The organism is Bradyrhizobium sp. 157, assembly GCF_023073815.1.
Lineage (GTDB): Bacteria > Pseudomonadota > Alphaproteobacteria > Rhizobiales > Xanthobacteraceae > Bradyrhizobium.
Genome location: NZ_JADPKF010000105.1, coordinates 1 through 19,221, shown reverse-complemented (window position 1 = coordinate 19,221; position 19,221 = coordinate 1). Strand labels below are relative to the sequence as shown.

The window sequence follows — 19,221 nt, the reverse complement described above, 5'->3', positions numbered from 1 at the left end:
GGCGCTATATCCGCTTGGCAACCTCTTCGAGCATCACCTCGGTGGCGCCGCCGCCGATGGTCAGCACGCGGGCATCGCGCACCATGCGCTCGATCGGCGTACCCCGCATGAAACCGGTGCCGCCATGCAGTTGCAGGCAGCCATGCACGACCTCGTGCAGCACCTCGGGCGACAGCGCCTTCACCATCGAGACTTCGCGCTCGCACGGCTTTCCGGCCTCGGCCAGTTCGGCAGCGTGATAGGCCAGCGCCCGCGCCGCGGCTGCCTTGGCGGCGAGCGACGCCAGCTTCAGGCGCACACCCTGCTGGTTCCACAACGGACCGCCAAAGGCCTGCCGGACCTTTACGTAATTTGCCGTCAGCTCGATCGCCTTGGCGCATTCGCCAGCGCAGATGCCGCCGATGCAGATGCGCTCGTTCTGGAACGTCTCCATGATGCCGTAGAAACCGCGGTTCTCCTCCCCGAGCAGATTCTCAAGGGGGATACGGACGTTCTGAAAGGCGATCTCGGCGGTGTCCGAGCAAAGCCAGCCATGCTTGTCGAGCTTAGTCACCGAGATGCCCGGCGTGTTGCGCTCGACGATGAACAGCGAAATGCCGCGGCTGCCCTTGGCGTTCGGATCGGTGCGAGCAGCGACGATCATGAGGTCGCCATAGACGGCATTGGTGATAAACATCTTTGAGCCGTTGATCACCCAATGCTCGCCTTCGCGCCGGGCGCGCGTCTTAAGGCCCGCCACGTCCGATCCCGCATCGGGCTCGGTCACGGCGATCGAACAGATCGTCTCGCCGCGGATGATCGCCGGCAGGTATTTCTGCTTCTGCTCCGGCGTGCCGCGCAGCGTGATGTGGACCGCCGACATGTCGGTGTGGACCAGGGTCGACGAGGTAAAACCGCCGAAGCTGGAGCGGCCGAGCTCTTCGGCGAACACCATCGAGGCCAGCGGGCCCATATCGGTACCGCCATACTCGGCGGCGTGACGCATGCCGAGGAAGCCGAGCGCGCCCATGCGGTGAAAGATCTCGCGCGGAATCTTGCCATCGCGCTCCCATTGCTCGCCATGCGGCACCACTTCCCTCTCGACAAAGCGGCGCACCTGCTCGCGCAGCATCCGCAATTCGTCGGAAAGTTGGGGCAGCTCCGAGAAATGAAATTCGGCTTCGTTCGATTGGCGGGGATCGGAGGCCCTGACGTTCATTGTGCTGTCCTCTCGGCCGTGAGTTGAAGGTGCCGGCGCAGGAATTTTGCGCTCGACCCGATAGCCTGCTGCGCCTGCGGGATCTCGGAAAACATCTGGAAGACGTGGATCATGCCGTCCCAGACTTCAAGCTCGACATCGACGCCGGCGGCCTTCGCTCTGTCCGCCAGCATGGTGGAATCATCGCGCACCGTTTCGCGGTCGCCAACCTGAACAAGCAGCGGCGGCAGCCCGGAGAGATCGGCGTACAGAGGCGAGGCCAGCGGATCGCGCGGATCGCTCTGCTGGCCCAGATAGTTCTTCGCGAGCGCCAGGATCATCGCCCGCTGATGGATCGGATCGACCTCGGCGCGGTTTTCGTAACTGGCGCCGGTTGCGGTGAGATCGGTCCATGGCGACATCAGGGCGGATGCAGCCGGCAGCGGCAAACCACGGTCGCGGAGGCTGCACATAACGGCGAGCACGAGATTGCCGCCGGCAGAATCGCCGGCAAGGGCGATATCGGCCGGCTTCAGGCCATGGTCGAGCAACCAGTGCCAAGCGCTCAGAGCGTCCTCCAACGCGGCCGGAAACCGATGCTCTGGCGCGAGCCGATAATCGGTCGCCAGTACGCGACAGCCGCTCGCCTCGGCAATTTGCGCTAGCAGGCCGCGATGCGACGCCACCGATCCGATGCGAAAACCGCCGCCGTGGAAATACAGCACCGCCTTGGCTGACGGCGCATGCGCCGGAACAATCCATTCACCGGAAATGCCGCCGATGGAGACAGCCTCGCAATGTACGCCGGTCACATTGCCAGCGAAGGCAGCGTCCCAATCCCGGCGCATCTGCGCGACCGGCGTATCGCGGTTCCAGCTCCGATACACCGTGCGGATGCGCGCGATCGCCTGGTCGACCGGGTTTATCACGATCTGTTCGCTGGCGCGGATCATGCACTTAGCCCCATGCCGCCGGAAACGCCGATCGTCTCGCCGGTGATGTAGGCGGCCTGATCGGAGGCGAGGAACAGTGCAGCCGCGGCAACCTCCTCGGGCTCGCCGAACCGGTGTAGCAGCGTCGCTTCCGTCATCGCGCGAAGCAATTTGTCGCCGCCTTTGGCCACCGCCTGCTCCAGCATCGGCGTGCGGATCGGCCCCGGCGCGATCGCATTCGCGCTGATACAAAAGCGCGCATTCTCGCGCGCGATGCTTTTGGTGAACGCGATGACGCCCCCCTTCGCCGCGGAATAGACCGCGCCACCCCTCGAGCCCAGCCGGGCGGCCTCCGAAGTGATATTGATGATGCGGCCGAAACCAGCCGCCTGCATCGCCGGCAAGGCGGCATGCGTGCACGCGAAGGCCGAGACGAGATTGATACCGATCAGCCTTGCCCAGTCTTGCGGCGTGGTGTCGGTGAAGAAGGCATGCTGGTCGGCGCCGGCATTGTTGACGACGATATCGAACGGGCCGTGTTGCGACATCATCGCACCCACCGCGGCAGCATCACTGACGTCGAGCTTCGCCGCGACGGCCCCCACCTGCCCGGCCAGCGCGGTGGCGCTCGCCGAATCTAGATCGCCAATTACGACCTTGGCTCCCGCTTCCGCAAAACTCCGCACAATCGCCGCGCCGATGCCGTTTGCGCCGCCGGACACAAAAGCGCGGCGGCCATCCAGCCGTCCGAAAGGCAATGTGCCCTTGGCTGCCACTTGCTAGCGTCCGGTAAATTTTGGCTTGCGCCGCTCGATCACGGCGGCAAGGCCTTCGCGGGCATCGGCCGTGCCCGAAAGCTCGGCGACCGTGCGCGCTTCCTCCGAAAGGCATTGTTCGACGCTTGTGCCGGTCCCGGCCCAGACCAGGCGCTTGGTCGCGGCCAGCGCCTTTGGCGCGCCGGCGGCCAGCTCTTTGGCCAACGTCAGCGAAGCATCGGCAAGCTCGCCATCGGGCACGACCTTCGTGACGATTCCCATTTCCAGAGCTTCCGCCGCCGAGATCACGGGATTGGTCAAGAGCACCGACATTGCCCGGCGCAGGCCGACCAGCCGCGACAGCGTCACCGACACGCCGGCATCCGGCGCCATGGCCACGCGCGTCGCGCCGGCAAGAAATTTTGCCGACTCCGCGGCGATCACGATGTCGGAGGCGCAGACCAGCCCAAAACCGCCGCCGCCCGCCGCAAACCCCTGCACGGAAGCGATCACCGGCGCCTCCAGCCGCAGCAGGCCCGTCACCGCGTTCTGCAGATAGGCCGTCGCCTGACGAATATAATCCGGCAGCTTGTCGCCTTTGGACGCAAAGGCGCGAACGTCTCCGCCCGCGCAGAAATTGGCGCCTTCACCCGACAGCAGCACCACGCGCAGATCCGGGTGGCCATGGCAGGTCATGATGGCGTCGCACAGCGCGCTCAACAATTCGGCGCTCATGCCGTTCGCCACATCCGGCCGGTTAAGCCGCAACCTAGCGATGCCGTCGCTGATATCGAGCAGAACCGGAGCCTTGTCGGTCATCGCGGGCTTCTCCCGAGATCAGATCAGGAAGGAAAGCGTGAACAGCGCTTTCTCGTTGTTGACCAGCACCACCTTCTTGTAGGCCATCCGCAGCTCGCCATCGACATGGCGCAGACGATACTCGTTACGTGCGGCCCACACTGTGTCGTCACGCAGGCTTGACTCGAAGATCATGCTGTTGCTGGCGACCGATATGTCGCCGCCCGGCTGCCGGTCCAGAAGTTCGATGTTGGAGACGAGCCTCCGCAGCCGCGATTGCGGCGATTGGGTATGATGCTTGCCCGTCATCAACTGCCTGACGCGCAAGGCGATGCGCGAGCGATTGTCGTAGATGATCGACATTTCCTTTTCCGGATCGATGTCAACGCCGTTGGCCGGCACCCAGTAGACCCCGTCGTCGGTCCACAGCGCTTCCCAGGCCTCATATTGGTGCTCGTCCTGAAAACGCGCCTCCCTGTAGATGAAGGCGGTGACGGCATTCAACAGCGTGGCGTCGCTCTCGCGCGACAGCATCAGCGCGCCTCCATCAATTCGCAATAGTGACGCCAGATTCCGCGCGAGGGAATCTCGTCGGTGACATGGCCGATCTTGTAGCCGAGCTCGTCGGTGCGCTCGCGCTTCTCGCCGCGGCCGAGATAGATCCATTCCGGGTTGCGCGCCAGTACGCCGCGGTGGCAGCGCTCGTACATTTCGGAATCGTCGGCCAGCAGGAAACCGGCGGGGCCGACCGAGCCCATGGTCTGCTGCCGCAGGCGGCGGTTCAGGTCGGGAGCGCCCTTGAACTGCAGCGCGGTGACGTGCTGCACGCTGTCGTCGACGGCGAGCGGCTGGATCACGAACATCTGGATTTCGGCGATGAACAGGTTCGGGAAGATCATGACATGAGGCGTGCCGTCGATCATGATCTCGCGCGCTGCCTTGTCGCCATAGGCCGCATTCATGCGCGCGGCATAGTCCGGCAACCGCTCGGCCGTTGTGCCGAACCAGCTCATGGGCGCATCGCGCTTGCGAAACTCGGGGCGCAGGTCGATTTCGGTGTGGCCGCCACCATAGTCGCGCGTCAGCGCGGTGGACGCGCCGCCATAGAGTTTTCCGATCGCGCTGTCGGCAACGCCGAAGATCGACGAGTGCACGAAAGCCGGATGATAACCATCGCACTCGTTCTCAAGGATGAATTTCCAGTTGGCTTTCACGCGATGCTTGAGAAAACCTGCCGTGATCTCGACTTCCCCCTCCGGCGACGTGCGCACCAAGCGATCGATCGTCTCCGCGGCGCCTCCGAGATGTTCCTTCAATGTCGGCCCTTCCGCGGCAAAGGATCCGAACACAAAGCCGCGATAGGATTCCACGCGGGTGACGCGGCCGAGCGCAAGCTGCGACTTGTCCTGGCCCCCATAGCCATCGGGAAATGCATAGCCGACCAGCCGGCCGTCATTGGCAAAAGTCCAGGAGTGGAATGGGCAGGTGAAGGAACGCGCGTTGCCACGGTCGTAGGAGCAGACCTGATTGCCGCGATGCGAGCATCGGTTGAGCAGCAGGTTGACCTTGCCCCGCTCGTCGCGGGTCATGATGACAGATTGCGGGCCGATCGACTTGACGACGTAGTCGTTGGCGTTCGGGACCTCGCTCTCGTGCCCGACATAGACCCAGGTGCGGTACCAGATGTTCTGCAGTTCGGCCTCGAAGATCGCCGGATCGCTGTAGAGCGAGCCGTGCACCCGATCGGCGCGGATCAACTCCTTCCACTGCGACGCGCGCGGCATCACGTTCATCGCTACTCCTCCCACAGGCAGATCGGGCCGCCGCCGTCCTCTAAACGGGTCGACGGCTGGGCATAAATAATCCGAACGACCGTTTAACTATTAGCACCGCCTATTGCCGCTTTCAAGCCCAATCGAGAAGCAGGATGCCGCTCGTCTCGGGACTGTCGCTGCAATCCGGACCACAGTAATGCTGTGCTGGGCCGCTGCCTTTCTTGCGAGCGGGTTGTCGGTCGCTCACAAAAAATCAGCGTTTGAAAAGCCGTTTTAGTTCGGTCTTCTCAAACGGTTTCTCTTGCTAAGGTCTTGATTTAGTTGGTGGAGGCACCAGGACTCGAACCTGGAACCCGCTGATTAAGAGGCGTATGATTTCGTTAGAAATCAATAGTCCAGACCCACACAAGGGCAGTATTGATGCAGCTTCAGCATGTGGCCGCCTGCAATGCGCTGCATCCTGTCGAAGCCCGCATGGCCCGATGGTTGCTCCACATCCACGATAGGATCGACGCTGATGCTGTATTGCTAACGCAGGAAACGCTTTCAGAGTTGCTTGGAGTACGACGAACGACAGTGACGCTGGTTATGCGCAAACTACGGGCGTCGGGTGCTGTACGATCTGGCCGGCGGGGCTTGGTCGAGATTGACAGACCGCGGCTCGAAGGAGCGGCATGTGAGTGCTACAAGGTCATGAGCTGCCAATATCACCAGATTTTTTCCGCTGGATACAACGAAGCCTCGCAGTCAGTCCGCTCCGGCAACCAAAACTCCGGCGATCTACATTCCGTTTTTGGCCGAATAGGAATCCAAGATCGTTCTTCGTGAAACGATGCATCGCCTCCCGAGTAGGCTCCACATGCCGCGATCCCCGGAAGAACGACTATCGCCCTTGCTCCGCATGGCTTCATTCAGCGGAAGCGGGATGATTTGGCAATTATCCATTGGCAACGACTCCCGTTCCAAGAGAACGGCGGAAGCGCATTGATTGTTGTACGTCCGTGTTCTGCCTCCTAATGCCGGTCGGGCTTGCGCGATCACCGAATCCAGCGGGTAGACAACAGGAGAAATAGAGCCCGATTCCCCCGGTAGTTGGCCGCTGGTCGGGTGCTTTCAAACCCGCCTATAATGGTGGCCCCGTAGCGGTCACAGACCCGCCATTCCCACTTGGTCGGGCCTCGCCTGGTAATCAACACTTCCAACACGGCCGCGTCCCGCAACCCTCATTGCGTACCATCTAGATACCAATGGGCCTCAAGTGTCGGTTCGCTTTTCGACTCTCAGCCGTAGTTTGGTGAAGGTGAGTGTTTGAAACAATGTTTGAAACACAGCGTGTCTATAGCGATGTCTAAGCGACCCTTCTGGTGGGCAAGCCACAGCTCCTACTTGAGAACCGGCTACACCATGGTGGTATCGATGCCGAGTTGCTCACCAATCCTGGGATGCCATCTCGGCTGGCCCGCAGTTCGATAATTCTCGCCTCTACAGCGGGCTTGACCCGATGCGGCCGAGCTTAGTCCCATGCGTCCTAGCGCGCGTGAATAATAGCGCCTGTTTGATGCGGTGAAGGAGTCCGATGATCGCGTCATGTCGCAAGCAGCATCTCGGGGCAACCGCGCTAGGTGCGCTTCGGGTCAGTCGCTAGCGGAAGCAACGAACTTCCCGCAAGGGAAGCCGCCAGCCCCCATAAAGGTCTGGGCTTGAGCACCTTGGTTGCTGACAAGGGTCAGCGCCAGCGTGGCGCTAATCGCTGCACTGGTGAACGTCAATCGCGTCATGGTCGGTTAGCTTCCTCGCGGGTTGGGAAGAGCCCTATCGACCGACGTAAAGGTCACCGTGGTCAACGTCGAGCCATCACGGTGCTTTTCAACAGCTTAAGATTTAGAGGGCTATGGCGGTGATCCTGACGTCGGATGAAAAGCGCGATGTTTGTCAGAAGGAGAACCGAATAGTGAACTCCATCACTGACCATCCGGCACCGTAAAAATACGGAAGTCGTGCAACCGCCGCTTGAATATCTGCATCGGTAAGGTTGAGCAGTTAGCTTAACGCGCAACATGCGTTGCTCTATCGAGAAGTTGAGCTATCGATAGAACCGCCGGGCAATTGCCCTCGTCCGGTCCCCAAGCAAAGCCGTCAGCGAACATACTCCGCTCGGCGGCTTTGTCTTTTGTACGGAGCGCTTCACCGATGGCTGGCAAGTCTTGGTCTTTTGCAGATGATCGTCGCCTTATCGAACTTGCCAAAGCGTCGAAGTCTTTAGAGGAAGCCGCTCGTATCATGAAGCGCACCCCTGAGCGCATTCGCAAAGTTGCAATGCGGTTGGGCGTCTCATTCAAATCCGAAGTTAAGAAGAAATAATGTGCCCCGACCATGCATGCGTGCTTTAGCGGCTTTTCGTCGGCGTTTATATCTTGCCTCCGCAGTCGGTCCGTCTAAACTCAATGCCGTGCTAATGTGATTGCTTTTGAAGTGGTTTCCATAGGGAGGCGTTCATGAAAAGGCTCTTTCTCGCATCGTCTCTTGCAATGCTGATTGGTGCCGCGCATGCGCAGGGCATCACGCGTGATGAACTTAAGAGAGCAGATCTAACCGGAAAGGACATGGACGCTCGCGGCTGCCATACGATAGCCCCAGCGATTTTTTGAAACCTCCACGCGTTCATAATTCGTGAGTTGTGTTTGCCCTTGACAGGATCATCCTGCCGCCGATCGATAAGGTCGCGTGTGGCCGAATTCGACATCCAGCCAATGGATGCCACGTTTCGCATCTCGCCGTTATGCGACTTGTTTCGCTGCTCGGCAACGCAATGACACGCGACGGTTCGAGCCGAGTTGACACGGTTCCAAAAGGCATCAGTCAGCCCCCACCTTCCATCTTTTCCACGACACATCAGCGCCGCTGCTTGAACCCGCCGCCGTTGGTGCGGCACCCCCTGAGTACTGCTCGTCGAAGTTTAAGGCCTCGCACGTAGGCGGTCGCAGCGATCGGCGTTGTTCGCGAAGTGCCATAATTCGTTAGGTTTCTGCGGACCTCGCGACGCCGCGATGTCCGCCAATGTCTCGATCTCCGGGAGGGAGGGACATGATGAGGCGTCCGCCCATTTTTTTTCTGGTGCTTGTCGCGAGCTTCGTCGTCATATGGCTTGCTGCCTTTTTGTTCTGGGTGCTGATCTGCATTCCAAAAAGGCGGATGCCACTGCATCAACAGCCGTACCATCCAGGGTATTAGCTCCCGAGCCTTCTAAAAGGCCTGCGCGGCCAACCAAACGACGACGAGGATACTTGCACTGGATCAGGCCAGGCATCTCGCTTTCTGGACCTCCGTTCTGAAAAACAAAAAGCAGGCTTGCGGTGTTGTTGTTAGGACCGTGTATCAAGGCGGCACCGAATCCGGGATCGATAGCTGGAGCATTGGCTGTCGGGATGGTCACAAATATTCGATAAATGTTAACCCAGACGCGCAGGACTCAGTCTGCACTCGAAACGCTTTCGCCCGAATTGCTGAATAGCGCCTGGTCTTTCAGCGCGCGGCGACATCGCCCTCTAGTCTTAGATGCCATCGGCTACACCACGGCCTCGGGTGCGCTGACATTTCACAGCGCCTATTGTGAAATTTTGGAGTAGGCTGAAGGATCTGGTGTTCTGCGGAGCAACCGACCAGGAGGCACCCATGAACATTGCGGCTTGGCTGCACGGTTTGGGGCTGGGGCAATATGAGCAAGCGTTCCGCGAGAATGACATTGACGCCGACGTCCTTGCCCAGCTAACCGGCGACGATCTGATCGGGATTGGCGTCACCTCGGTCGGCCACCGCCGCAAACTGCTTGCCGCGATCGCGGCCTTGCGTGATGGAACGGCGCCGACGCCCCTTTCTGTCTCAGGCGCACCGGCCTCGATATCGCGGATGGCTTCATCTCTGCCGGAGGCTGAACGGCGGCAGGTAACGGTGCTGTTCGCCGATCTCGCCGGCTACACGAAGCTCGCCGACGAACTCGACGCTGAGGAAGTCCACGCCATCCTGGGAAGCTTCTTCGACCTTGCCGATGCAAGCGTCGCCGATCACGGCGGGACTGTCGACAAGCACATCGGCGATTGCGTGATGGCGGTCTTCGGTGCCCCGATGGCATATGGCAACGACCCCGAGCGATGCGTGCGGGCTGCCCTCGACATCGGGCGCCGCATGCCCATGCTCGCGGCCGAGCTCGGCCGCCCTATTGGCGTGCACATCGGCATTGCCAGTGGCGAGGTTATGGCGAGCGGCACCGGCAGCTCGCGCCACGTTGAGTACACGGTCACCGGCGAGTCCGTGAATCTCGCCTCACGCCTGACGGATAAGGCGGCCACGGGCGAGATACTCATTTCGGATTCAGTCCACCGTGCGCTCGCCGAACGGGTCGACTGCTCCGAGGTCGGCGAACTGGCCATCAAAGGGCTCGCAAAGCCGGTCAAGGCGTGGCGACTGAGCGCCTTTCGTGAGCCGGCCCGCTCGGACCGCCAAGGCTTTGTTGGACGGCACCGCGAGCTGCGGCAACTCGAAGCAGCGCTGGCGCAGTGCCGGGACACAAGACGCGGCCGCACCATCTATATCCGCGGGGAGGCCGGCATCGGCAAAACCCGCCTGCTCGAGCAGTTGCAAGAGAGGGCCGAAGGGGAGAACTTCGCCTGTCACAGCGGGCTCGTGCTGGACTTCGGAATGGGCTCCGGCCAGGACGCGATCCGCTCGCTCGTCCGCAGCCTGCTCGGTCTGTCGGGCGAGAGCAGCCAGGAAGAGATCGCGGCTGCTGCTGAGAAGACCATCGCCGATGGCATGCTGGCCGACGAGCGGCGGGTGTATCTGAACGACCTTCTGGACGTGCCGCAATCGACCGAGCTCCGTACACTCTATGATGCGATGGACAACGCCGCCCGCAACCGCGGCAAGCGGGCGACCGTCGCCGAACTCGTCACCCGCGCGAGCGGCCGTCGTCCTCGGCTGCTGGCGATTGAGGACCTGCACTGGGCTGACCAGCCGACTCTCGATCATGCAGCGAACCTTGCCGAGACGGTTCTTGGGTGTCCAGCGGTTCTGGTCATGACTTCGCGGATCGAGCGCGAGCCGCTCGATGGAGTTGCCGGCCAGCCGATCGTGACGATCGACCTTGGCCCGCTTCAGCCGAGCGAAGCCAACCGGCTCGCCGAGGCCTATTTCGATGCACTTGGCGAGCGCGCGCAGCGTTGCATCGAACGGGCTGCCGGCAATCCGCTGTTTCTGGAGCAATTGCTGCGTCATGCCGAGGAGAGCGCCGAGGGCAGCATCCCGGGGTCGATCCGGAGTTTAGTACAGGCACGCTTGGATCGGCTCGCATTGCCCGACAAACGGGCGCTGCAAGCAGCGTCAGTTCTCGGGCAGCGCTTTACTGCCGAAGCACTGGCAGCCCTGCTCGACCAGCCCTGGTGGAATTGTGCCGACCTGGTGCGGCATCGCCTAGTGCGCCCGCAGGGCGATAACTTCCTCTTCGCCCACGCGCTGATTCTGGAGGGCGTCTACGACACGCTGCTCAGGAGCCGGCGCCGCGAGTTGCACCGGCGGGCGGCCGATTGGTTCAGGAGCCGTGATCTAACGTTGTGCGCACAGCATCTCGATCGAGGCGATGACGATGGCGCTCCCCGGGCCTACCTGGAAGCGGCACGCGCGCAAGCAGCGGAGTACCGGACCGAACGGGCCCTGCGTCTCGTCGAGCGCGGGGTTGCCTTGGCCAGGAAGCGGGCCGATGTGAGTGCGCTATCCCTGCTCCGGGGTGAGATCCTGCACGACCTTGGTTCAATCTCAGAATCGATTGCTGCTTTTGAGCAGGCCTTGGCAGTCGCCGATGTTGACGTCGAGCGGTGTCGAGCCTGGCTTGGGCTCGCTGCCGGCCTGCGCGTGACGGATCGTTTCGACGAGGCCTTTGCATTGTTGGACAAGGCCGCGACCGCGGCGGCTACCGACGACCTCGCGGCGGAGCGCGCGCGGATCCACCACCTGCGTGGCAATCTCTACTTCCCGCTCGGAAGGCTCGTCGAGTGTCTGCAGGAGCATGAGCGGGCGCTCGACTGCGCCAGAATAGCTCGTTCGCCAGAGCTGCAGGCGCGTGCGCTTGGCGGCTTGGGCGATGCCGAATACGCGCGCGGTCGGATGGCCAGCGCCCATCGGCACTTCAGCCGGTGCGCGGAGCTGTCGCGCGCGGCCGGCGCCGGGCGCATCGAAGTCGCCAATCTCAGCATGGTCGCGCATACCCAGGTGTACCTCAACGACTTCTCCGATGCGCTCGCGACCACTCAGATGGCAGTCGAGTTGGCGGCACGGGTCGGGCATCAACGGGCGGAAATCATTGCTCACAACGCGGCGTGCAACGTGTTTCGCACGACCGGCGAGTTTGCGCGTGCGAAGGTGCATGCCGAGCGGGCGCTGATCCTCGCTCGGCAGCTCGGCGCCAAAAGGTTCGAGGCGACCAGCCTCCTTGATCTGGCCATGGTCGCTCGCGCAGAGGTGAGTAGCTCGGAGGCGATGGACCTGATGTACCGTGCCTTGGCGATCAGCCGCGAGACCGGGGTCAGCTTTGTGGGCCCGTGGATCCTCGGCAGCCTTGCGGCCGCGACTGAGGATCCAATTGAACGTCAAGCGGCGCTGACGGAAGGCGAGGAGATCCTCCGGGAAGGCGCGGTGAGCCACAGTCATTTGTGGTTCTTGCGGTACGCGATCGATGCCGCGCTGGACTCTCAAGATTGGGACGGCGCGGAGCGCTATAGCGCGGCCCTCGAGGATTTTACGCGGCCAGAACCGTTACCCTGGGCCAACTTCTTCGTCCGCTATGGCCGCGACGTTGCTGCATATGGTCGGTGCCGGCTTGGACAAGAGACGCCATGCAAGCTTGGCGACCTGTTGGCCGAGGCCGAGCGTCTCGGCATCGGTCCGGCGCTTGGGCAGTTGCGCTACCGCACCAGCCCCCCTCGGCAGCAAGAAGCGTGATGTGAATGTAGACGGAGTTTTTTTAGCGGAGATCCGCTCCGCATCAAGGGACGCCATTTCTGCGATGACGTTCGCTGGCTCCCTGCCGTTTTACTGAGCAACCGCCGGGAGCCCAACAATGGGAGTAACCTCAGGCCCAACTGGCCGATCATTGCGTGGAACAGGAGGAGATCATGCAAGCCATGGCCACTGAAACCTTTATCGGCAATATGCGCGGCCCGGTCATCAGGCAAACGGATGCCGATTATGACGGTGTGCGCAGCCTCTACAACGGAATGATCGATAAGAGACCCGTGATGATTGCGCGATGCACCGACGTCGCTGACGTTGTCACTGCGGTCAACTTTGCAAGGCAGAACGATCTCCAGGTGGCGATCCGCGGAGGCGGGCACAACGGGCCCGGCCTTGGTAGTGTCGACGACGGGCTGATGATCGACATGTCGCTGATGAAAGGCGTGCGGGTCGATCCCACCGCTCGCACCGTCCGCGTTGGTCCCGGCTGCACGCAGGGCGATGTAGACCACGCCACGCATGTCTATGGGCTCGCTGTGCCGGCCGGCATCGTTTCGACGACCGGTATTGCCGGCCTCACGCTCGGCGGCGGCACCGGATACCTCACCCGCAAGTATGGCCTCACCAGCGACAATCTGCTCGAGGCGGATGTCGTGCTCGCCGATGATCGCATTGTCACCGCCAATAAATCTGAGAACGCTGACCTCTACTGGGGCCTGCGCGGAGGCGGCGGCAATTTCGGCATTGTTACGAGCTTCCTGTTCCAGGCTCATCCGGTGAACATGGTCTATGCCGGTCCAATCTTCTGGGATCTCAAAGATGCCCGGACTGTCATGCAGACGTACAGGGATTTCCTGCCTGGTGCTCCTGAAGAGCTTGGGGCCTTTGTCGGGTTGAAGACCGTTCCGCCGGTAGACCCGTTCCCGGCTGAGCATCAGGGTAAGCGCGCCTGCGCCATCATCGCCTGCTACAATGGTCCGACAGAAGACGGCCAGGCGGTCATGGCCAAGTTGCTTGGAACGCTACCCCCGCCGCTCTTCAGCTGGATGGGCGAAATGCCCTATCCAGCCCTCCAGTCCATGTTCGATCCGTTCTTCCCGAAAGGCCTGCAATGGTACTGGCGCGGCGATTTTGTGAAAGAACTGACTGACGAAGCGATTGACGCCCATATCGCCCAAGCACAGAAACTGCCGAGCTCGCTCTCGCTCATGCATCTTTATCCGATCGACGGCGCCGTCCGTCGCATCGGCAAGAGCGACACCGCCTGGAATACGCGCGACGCGACCTGGTCGATGGTCATCGCCGGCATCGATCCCAATCCGCAAAAGGCGGGCGAAATCACCCGCTGGACCAAAGGCTATTGGGAGGCCGTGCATCCTTACTCGGCTGACGGAGGCTATGTGAATTTCATGATGGACGATGGAGACGAGAGCAGGCTCAGGGCTACCTATGGCGACAACTATGATCGCCTTGTTGCCTTGAAAGCCAAGGATGACCCGACGAATTTCTTCTGCGTGAATCAGAACATCAGACCGCTGCAGAGGATCACGTCTGCCGCACGGTTCAATCGTGCCAAAAGGGTCTTAGTTCTTTCATTCATGGAATGAAGGAACGCTCGGGCTTGCCAAATCATCATTTGCGTCCGCCGCTCTTGCCGTCGACTTCCGCTCCGGGTCGATACTGTTGCAAAAGTCGAAAGTTGCATCAGTCCAATTTTTGCTGAAAACTTAAAACGCGAGGCGATCGACGATTCGGATAACCTCAATCGCGTTACCGAAGTCGCCTATTAGTTTAGCATGAGGCGATGAGGTCCCTCAGATCTCTACACGAAAATCGCGCCTGCGGCCCCCAGAATTTTTGACACCTTCGGCAAAACGACTTTTGCAACACAATCGGTCAGAAGGCGACATCGACGGCCAAATAGGCGAAATCTGCTTTACTCTTGATTGTGTTGCAAAAGTCGAAAGTTGCAGGGCTCAAGATTTTTCGCGAAAACACTAAGCAGCGAGCGAGCGTTGATTCGTATGACCTCAATCGCGCTACGAAAGTCGCCTGTGAATTTTGCGCGAGGCCGTGAGGTCCCCTCACATCTTGTACACGAAAGTCGCGCCCACGGCCCGCAGAATTTTGGTCATCGGCGAAAATCGACTTTTGCAACACAATCCTCTTAAGAACGGACATGCTCAGGACGTCCCCGCCATGTCTGAAGCACATCAGTCCTAGCATTCCCGTCGTTCCTGGCACGTCATAGGCAACCGCTACGTTTATGCGGCTCAGACTGATCGGCGGCGCCGTTCTCTTATCGCGTGCTCTCGCGATCCTGCAGAAAAAGCCGCCTACCCCCAACTTCGAGTGCGTGTAGCGGCTTGAGGGAGAATGCACCAAGTTCGTTCCCCTCGCCTCGTCGCGTCACAATCCAAGTTAGCGCAAACCAAACCCCAGCCACGATCTGAAGCCCTACGTTGAAAGCAAACGCGGTCTGGTAAGCGACTTCAGGGTAGTGCCCATCGATAGGAGCCCAGACCTGAACCACTAACCCCGTCATATATTGCACGACAAACGCGGTACCGATGTGGAAGACGTTCAGCGCTGCATTGGCCCTACCCGCCAGTTCCTTTGGGAAATACTCGGCCAGGATCGCGTAACTGAGGACAGTTCCGGCACCGACTGCCGCCACGATGATCCAAGGCACGTACGACGGGAGTGGCAATCGGAGGATCAATGCCAATTGAGCCGCGATGAACATCGTGGCGACAAGGCCCAATAGCGGCCGCGGTCCAATCCCACGTCGGCGCGCCCGATCGACCGCAACGCCCCACAGTAGCCCGCCCAAACTCAATGCGATTGCCATGATGAGCAAATGCCAGAGTAGTCCCGGCCGGTCGAGGTCCTCGACATCGCTGAGCCATGGCGCCGCCCACAGTCCCTGCAGCGCCCATGCCGTTCCGATGCAGGTGGCCGAAAGTGGAGCCAGGCGCCAGAAGCGTGGGTCGGCATAAACCGTCCTTAGACTATTAGAGCTTGGTGCGCCCGTGCCCGACATAGCTGCCGGCACCTCTGGGACGACAAGATAGATGATAAGAGCGCATCCGGCCGAGACAATCGCGAGCAGCTCAAACAATGCTGGGATGATGGGGAACTCGCTTCGTTCCGGGAATGCCTTGCAGCATGGATGAACCGAGCCGCGGTCTGGCGGCGCCCCAACGCGCTGATGACGACAAGCTTCGGCCTGAAGAATATGGTGTCCTCGGAGCGGCTGCTGAACGCCTGCCGCTGGCTTGAGGACATCCCTATCGCGAAAGCGCAGCCGATCCTCTCTCCCGGAGATGTCGACGCCATCGCCTCCGCAGCGGCCGCAAAAGCGCAAGAGCTCGGTCATGACGCCACGATTGGCGATCGGGTCGCCGGCGCCGTCCGTGGATCAGGGCGGAAACGGCCGAACAGCAATTCAATCGCCTCGTCGGCACGGTCGAAGGCAAGTTCGGCAAAGGGATTTTGCCCGATGAGGCCGTCGAGCATCTCAAGCGCGCAATCAACTTTCGCGGCAAGAGTGCCCATGGTCACTTCAATCCGTAAAGCGACGCCCAATTCCGCGCCTTCTCGAAATCAACGCGGGCGATGGAATCGCTTTGCTATCTGCTGACCGCGCTCGATTTACCAATCTCCCGAGAGGGACTTACGCGGGTTGGGTCCAATCCTGTGCTCCGGGACTATCGAATGGCGTACGACTAGACGAGGACGAGTTGCGGAAAGAGAGACGCGATGTACGCAAAGAACCTTAGTCGCATTCTTGGGCTACTGTGCCAGAACAGCGATGTCTCACACAGCACGCCTCAGGAATTCGATCAACGCTTCGATTCGCTGCGTCGGTGCGGCCAGCTCCCACGTGGACGGGAGCGACGTGAGGAGAAGCTCACTCACGACCATATTGCCGCTGCGGTGTTTGGGCTTGTCCCGACGCATCCCGCCTGGGCGGGACATGTGGCAATCGTCCTCGACGGGCTACGGCCCGTGGGAGGCCCCGGCGCGTCTTTCTTCGAGGCCGAGACGATCAGCCACATCATCGCCACGCTCCTAACAAATGAAGAAGCCCGAAAGAGCTTCATTCGCATGACTCTGACCGTCGGGGAAACCGGCGTCAACAGTCATGGCGGCGCAGAGGTCGTGTTCCTGCGCGATGGAGAGAAGCGGCGCGCTTTTTTTGTCCCGAAGGAGGCGGTTTCGTTGCTTTGCCCGGGGCGCGACGTCGGCTTCGATCCGGACCGCGACCGGATGGATGCGCCGACGCTGCGCGAACTCTCATTCACCAGAGAATTCTTTCGGCGGCTGGCGCGGGAATGGGATCTCGCTGAGCGCTTCCCCACGCCGCCCGAAGGAGATGGTTCCGAATACGATCCGGAGGATGCCGAGCGGGCGCGCTACCAAAAGCTTGGCGTACGCAACGGGTCGCGCTTCCTCTATGTTGGCGTTGACAACCAGGTTACGTGGCCGAAGGAGGAGCGGCTTGTCCGGTTCGACCAGTATCAGCTGGTCCTCATGCCCAAGACTAAAGATAACGTGCAGTCGATCCACATCGACTTGGTGGCGAACCACGTCGACGAACGCACCGCCATGACGGTCATCAACCGCTTTCTGAGCGTGATGGCCTGGTGCGACGATAACTTTGCGATTGCGCAATATGGCTGGTCGGGAAACGCGGTTCCGGTTCCGGCCTCGAAGCGCGACCTCGCGCTCACCGCGGCCCACGAATACATCTTTGACCGGAGGATACCAGAGGCCGAGGAGGCACGACGCGCCCTCGCCCTCTACCGCGAGGCGCGTAACGCCCAGCGGAACGGCTTCATCAGCTATGCCGTGCTGAACTACTACAAGATCATCGAAATCCGTAACCACGGCAAGGAAGCGGCACGTAAATGGTTTCTCACGAATTTCGAGGTGTTACGCGACGCATCAAAGCAGAACGACGATGTAGGCCGGTTCCTGGCCCTATGTGGTAACGTGTGGCCGGTGGCCGCAGCGACAATGGACCATCGGCAGCACAACAAGCCGGTTTTCAGGGTGAGGTTTCGATTGTCAGGGGCTGGAAAAGCTTTGGCCGCGCTGCTCCGCTGCCACCAGGGCTGTCCGTCACCACAGTGCCTCCCGAATTCGCGGCTTTGCGCATCAAATCAGCTTCCAGTCGGGCCGGAATCGGCGATATCTCGATGCCAATGAACAAACTCCCGAACATCGTCAGTTGCGGCCTTCCGGGCATCGGTCCGCTGTTCCTCTCCATCCTGTAGAGCGGGATTGATCAAAACTAGGGGTCTACGTATGTTTGCCTCAAAGACGCTCGTCACCATCTTCGCCATACTCCGGTGATCACCACTTCGGAGAAAATGCGTTGCGCCCAAATCCATTGAAACCCCGCCTGGCGGCCGGCGGCTGTGCGTTCGGAACGATGGCGTTCGAATTCTTCACGCCCGGCTACCCGACGATTTGCCGAGAAGCAGGCGCTGAGTTCATCCTTTACGATATGGAGCACTCAGGCGTCGGCTTCGAGACGATGAAGGCCCAGTTCGCATTCTGCCGTGGACTTGATCTAGTGCCTCTCGTGCGCGTTCCGTCGGATCACTATCACCACATTGCGCGTGCGCTCGACATTGGTGCGATGGGCATCATGGTGCCGATGGTCGAAACACCCGAGCAGGCAAAGGCGGTCGTCGTCTGCACCAGGTATCCGCCGGCAGGGCGGCGCGGCGCGGCTTTCAATGTAGCGGCCCACGATGACTATTCGAGTGGGCGCGAGACCGATAAGATCGCCCAAGCGAACGCACGCACGATGGTCATCGCGCTGGTGGAAACCGCAAAAGGCATCGCGAATGTCGATGCGATTGCGGCGGTCGACGGTGTCGACGTGGTCTGGCTTGGTCACTACGATCTGACGAACTTCATCGGCATCCCCGGGGAGTTCGACAATCCAAAATTCCATGCGGCCGTCGATAGCCTGGTCGAGGCGTGCAAGAAGCACGGCAAAACGCCTGGCTTTCTCGCCGGAAACGAGCAGTGGGCGCGCAGTTTTCGCGCCAAGGGTTTTCGCATGATCGCTTACGGCGTCGACACGCTGTTGATGCAGAACGCGCTCGCACATGGCATCAAGCTATTGCAGGGGACCGTGACGAATTAGGGCGACGCGAGCGTGAGAGAACCGGCAGATTCGCAAAATAGGCGTTATGGAATTTGCTTAGCAATGAAGGCCGAGGTTGTCCGTTTCAGTTGCGATTGTGTTGCAAAAGTCGATTTTCGCCGATGACCAAAATTCTGCGGGCCGTGGGCGCGACTTTCGTGTACAAGATGTGAGGGACCTCACGGCCTCGCGCAAAATTCACAGGCGACTTTCGTAGCGCGATTGAGGTCATACGAATCAACGCTCGCTCGCTGCTTAGTGTTTTCGCGAAAAATCTTGAGCCCTGCAACTTTCGACTTTTGCAACACAATCGTTGCATAAGCAGACATCGATCTCAGCCGCAGGTACGTCCGCTTTGTGCCAACTCCTGACAGCCGCTCTCGACGTAGAGAAGGTCACTACCCGACCCCATTGCGGACAACGGTGGGGCGTTCCATCGTAAACGGATGCCATGAAGCGAGCTGAGTTCAACCACCGGCTGGCCAAAGGAGGAGTCCAACAATGAGCGACCTGTTCGTAGAATCATGGGGGGCGGGCGTGCCCGTGGTGTTAGTGCACGGCTCCCTGGCAACAGGATCCGACGAGTGGCAGGCTCAGCGACCGCTGGCCGACGGCG

Annotated in this window: 14 protein-coding genes and 1 pseudogene; 7 read left to right on the top strand and 8 right to left on the bottom strand. The window is 60.7% G+C overall.

Going from position 1 to position 19,221, the window contains the following annotated elements:
- Nucleotides 1-4 precede the first annotated feature (4 nt).
- From IVA95_RS32860 to IVA95_RS32835, 6 genes are read right to left on the bottom strand one after another with little or no spacing between them, the layout of a single operon-like run.
- Nucleotides 5-1,198, bottom strand: a complete 1,194-nt coding sequence (locus IVA95_RS32860; RefSeq protein WP_247514276.1) for an acyl-CoA dehydrogenase family protein — start codon at nt 1,196-1,198, stop codon at nt 5-7.
- Nucleotides 1,195-2,130 (bottom strand): alpha/beta hydrolase, encoded by a 936-nt coding sequence (locus IVA95_RS32855; RefSeq protein WP_247514275.1) that lies wholly within the window; start codon nt 2,128-2,130, stop codon nt 1,195-1,197. Before IVA95_RS32855 ends, IVA95_RS32860 begins: the two co-directional genes overlap by 4 nt.
- Complete coding sequence (locus tag IVA95_RS32850; protein ID WP_247514274.1) at nt 2,127-2,885, bottom strand: SDR family oxidoreductase; 759 nt, start codon at nt 2,883-2,885, stop codon at nt 2,127-2,129. The genes IVA95_RS32855 and IVA95_RS32850 overlap by 4 nt, the downstream gene beginning before the upstream one ends.
- 3 nt (nt 2,886-2,888) lie before the next feature.
- Nucleotides 2,889-3,683, bottom strand: coding sequence for an enoyl-CoA hydratase-related protein (locus IVA95_RS32845; RefSeq protein ID WP_247514273.1), 795 nt, complete (start codon nt 3,681-3,683; stop codon nt 2,889-2,891).
- An 18-nt stretch (nt 3,684-3,701) separates the two neighbouring features.
- The gene (locus IVA95_RS32840; RefSeq protein ID WP_247514272.1) at nt 3,702-4,196 is read right to left on the bottom strand and encodes an aromatic-ring-hydroxylating dioxygenase subunit beta; all 495 of its coding nucleotides are present in this window, start codon (nt 4,194-4,196) and stop codon (nt 3,702-3,704) included.
- Nucleotides 4,196-5,455, bottom strand: a complete 1,260-nt coding sequence (locus IVA95_RS32835) for an aromatic ring-hydroxylating dioxygenase subunit alpha (protein ID WP_247514271.1) — start codon at nt 5,453-5,455, stop codon at nt 4,196-4,198. The genes IVA95_RS32840 and IVA95_RS32835 overlap by 1 nt, the downstream gene beginning before the upstream one ends.
- A 369-nt stretch (nt 5,456-5,824) precedes the next feature.
- On the opposite strand from IVA95_RS32835, the pseudogene IVA95_RS32830 reads away from it, so the two are divergent.
- The 5 genes and pseudogenes from IVA95_RS32830 to IVA95_RS32810 form a co-directional block, all read left to right on the top strand.
- A pseudogene (locus IVA95_RS32830) lies at nt 5,825-6,265 on the top strand (helix-turn-helix domain-containing protein); the annotation flags it as partial.
- Nucleotides 6,266-7,627: 1,362 nt separating this feature from the next.
- Nucleotides 7,628-7,798: a hypothetical protein gene (locus tag IVA95_RS32825; protein WP_247514270.1), complete on the top strand. Its 171-nt coding sequence runs from the start codon at nt 7,628-7,630 to the stop codon at nt 7,796-7,798.
- 134 nt (nt 7,799-7,932) lie between these two features.
- Complete coding sequence (locus tag IVA95_RS32820; RefSeq protein WP_247514269.1) at nt 7,933-8,085, top strand: hypothetical protein; 153 nt, start codon at nt 7,933-7,935, stop codon at nt 8,083-8,085.
- A gap of 1,024 nt (nt 8,086-9,109) precedes the next feature.
- Entirely contained in the window at nt 9,110-12,427 is a 3,318-nt protein-coding gene (locus tag IVA95_RS32815; protein WP_247514268.1) for an adenylate/guanylate cyclase domain-containing protein, read from the top strand.
- 155 nt (nt 12,428-12,582) lie between these two features.
- Entirely contained in the window at nt 12,583-14,046 is a 1,464-nt protein-coding gene (locus IVA95_RS32810; RefSeq protein ID WP_247514267.1) for an FAD-binding protein, read from the top strand.
- A 692-nt stretch (nt 14,047-14,738) separates the two neighbouring features.
- Here the strand turns inward: IVA95_RS32810 and IVA95_RS32805 are convergent.
- Entirely contained in the window at nt 14,739-15,818 is a 1,080-nt protein-coding gene (locus IVA95_RS32805; protein WP_247514266.1) for an MFS transporter, read from the bottom strand.
- On the bottom strand, nt 15,815-15,997 hold the full coding sequence (locus IVA95_RS32800; RefSeq protein WP_247514265.1) for a hypothetical protein: 183 nt from the start codon (nt 15,995-15,997) through the stop codon (nt 15,815-15,817). The genes IVA95_RS32805 and IVA95_RS32800 overlap by 4 nt, the downstream gene beginning before the upstream one ends.
- A gap of 204 nt (nt 15,998-16,201) precedes the next feature.
- On the opposite strand from IVA95_RS32800, the gene mauJ reads away from it, so the two are divergent.
- Nucleotides 16,202-17,653 carry a methylamine utilization protein MauJ gene (mauJ, locus tag IVA95_RS32795; RefSeq protein ID WP_247514264.1) on the top strand — a complete coding sequence of 484 codons (1,452 nt, stop codon included), beginning with the start codon at nt 16,202-16,204 and terminating at the stop codon, nt 17,651-17,653.
- Between the two features lie 169 nt (nt 17,654-17,822).
- Complete coding sequence (locus IVA95_RS32790; protein WP_247514263.1) at nt 17,823-18,605, top strand: aldolase/citrate lyase family protein; 783 nt, start codon at nt 17,823-17,825, stop codon at nt 18,603-18,605.
- Nucleotides 18,606-19,221: the final 616 nt, after the last annotated feature.

Coding starts and splice junctions, on each gene's coding strand:
- IVA95_RS32825 (WP_247514270.1), top strand. CDS start 7,628: ATGGCTGGCAAGTCTTGGTCTTTTGCAGATGATCGTCGCCTTATCGAA.
- IVA95_RS32800 (WP_247514265.1), bottom strand. CDS start 15,997: ATGGGCACTCTTGCCGCGAAAGTTGATTGCGCGCTTGAGATGCTCGAC.
- IVA95_RS32815 (WP_247514268.1), top strand. CDS start 9,110: ATGAACATTGCGGCTTGGCTGCACGGTTTGGGGCTGGGGCAATATGAG.
- IVA95_RS32805 (WP_247514266.1), bottom strand. CDS start 15,818: ATGACCGAGCTCTTGCGCTTTTGCGGCCGCTGCGGAGGCGATGGCGTC.
- IVA95_RS32840 (WP_247514272.1), bottom strand. CDS start 4,196: ATGCTGTCGCGCGAGAGCGACGCCACGCTGTTGAATGCCGTCACCGCC.
- IVA95_RS32855 (WP_247514275.1), bottom strand. CDS start 2,130: ATGATCCGCGCCAGCGAACAGATCGTGATAAACCCGGTCGACCAGGCG.
- IVA95_RS32820 (WP_247514269.1), top strand. CDS start 7,933: ATGAAAAGGCTCTTTCTCGCATCGTCTCTTGCAATGCTGATTGGTGCC.
- IVA95_RS32860 (WP_247514276.1), bottom strand. CDS start 1,198: ATGAACGTCAGGGCCTCCGATCCCCGCCAATCGAACGAAGCCGAATTT.
- IVA95_RS32845 (WP_247514273.1), bottom strand. CDS start 3,683: ATGACCGACAAGGCTCCGGTTCTGCTCGATATCAGCGACGGCATCGCT.
- IVA95_RS32835 (WP_247514271.1), bottom strand. CDS start 5,455: ATGAACGTGATGCCGCGCGCGTCGCAGTGGAAGGAGTTGATCCGCGCC.
- mauJ (WP_247514264.1), top strand. CDS start 16,202: ATGTACGCAAAGAACCTTAGTCGCATTCTTGGGCTACTGTGCCAGAAC.